At 44.2% G+C, this 1,675-nt stretch carries 1 protein-coding gene; it reads right to left on the reverse strand.

The window, feature by feature from the left end; genetic code table 11:
- Positions 1–1,675 (reverse strand): autotransporter-associated beta strand repeat-containing protein (locus tag Q0212_RS12095; protein ID WP_297925848.1); only part of this gene is annotated, 1,675 nt, incomplete at both ends.

Here is a 1,675-nt window from a genome sequence, read left to right on the forward strand (position 1 = left end):
AAGACACCTTTGCTAATACCTAAACTTAATTCGGTATCTTTGGCAAACGTGGCTGCACCCGTTCCTAAGGCTGCATTGGCTGCTAAGGTAACGTTACCCTCTTTAATCGCCGTTCCACCACTATAACTATTAGCTTGGGTAAGTTCTAAAGTGCCTGTACCTGTTTTAACGAGTTGACCTGACCCATTGACTGCTTTGTCTAAGCTGCTGTTGCTGTCTTTAGCAGTGTCAACCGTGGCAATACCTGTTACGTCGAGTGTACGACTAAGCGCAACACTCTCTGTTAAGGCTAAGGTGGCATCTTTGATGGTAACAGCGGTACCTGCACCTAATTTATTATCATTGTTAATGGCTAAGGTGCCGCCCTCAATGTGGGTGTCACCTGCGTAGCTATTGGCACTATTGAGAGTTAAGGTACCTGCACCTGTTTTAACTAAGGTCGCTGAACCACTGACCTCTTTGACTAGGCTGCTGCTACCTGTCACGGTATTAACCGTTGCTGTGGTTCCCGCTAAAGCTAGGGTACGATCAACATTAACATTACCATTTAAAGCCAAGGTAGCTTCATTGCCAATAACAACACCTGTACCTGCTTTACCTAAGTTGCCATCTTGGCTAATGACTAAGGTACCTTCGTCAATGTCAGTACCACCTGCATACGTATTAACACCCGATAACGTTAAGCTACCTGCACCTTCTTTAACTAACTTCGCAGAACCACTAATCACCTCACTTAAACTGCTGCTACTACCTTCTTTCGTGGTTTCAATCGTGGCCGTTGTGCCTGTTAAATTTAATTTACGCGCAGCCGCTACATTACCTGTTAAAGCTAAGGTAGCTGCATCATCAATCACAACGTCAACACCAAATTTACTTGCTTTAGCTCCTAAACTCGCATCGCTGCTAATCTCTAAGGTGCCTTTGGCAATTTGAGTGCCGCCTGCATACGTATTCGCTGTGCTTAAGGTTAAGGTGCCGTCACCTGTTTTAATTAACTTGGCCGACCCACTTACCGCATCATCTATGCTGCTATCGCCTGTTGTATCAATCGTAGCCGCTGTACCTGCTAAGGTCACTTTACGTTCAATGGCAATATCACCATTTAATAATAACGTGGCGTTACTTACAGTCACACCTGTTTCTGCTTTACCTAAGTTGGCATTTTGACTAATGGCTAAGGTACCCTCATTAACGATAGTACCGCCTTCGTAGCTGTTGCTGCCTTTTAAGGTTAAGGTGCCTGTGCCATCTTTTACAAGACTACCTTTACCACTCACTACACCGTCTAAACTGCTATCAAAGCTACCACTATGAACTTTAACAGCACCATCTACTTGTACCGCATTAGCAACCGATAATCCTTTAGTAATACCTAAACTTAATTCGGTATCTTTGGCAAACGTGGCTGCGCCTGTTCCTAAAGCCGTATTAGCATCTAACGCTACTTTACCTGCAGTAACTTGTGTACCACCTGCGTAGCTGTTAGCACCTGTAAGATTGAGTTGGCCTGCACCATCTTTTACTAAGCTACCTGTACCACTGATAACACCTGTCAAACTGCTGTCAAAGATGCCACTATGAATGTCAACTTCACCATCTACTTGTACATCATTAGCAACCAAGACACCTTTGCTAATACCTAAACTTAATTCGGTATCTTTGGCAAACGTGGCTG

The organism is uncultured Agitococcus sp., assembly GCF_937920075.1.
GTDB lineage: Bacteria > Pseudomonadota > Gammaproteobacteria > Pseudomonadales > Moraxellaceae > Agitococcus.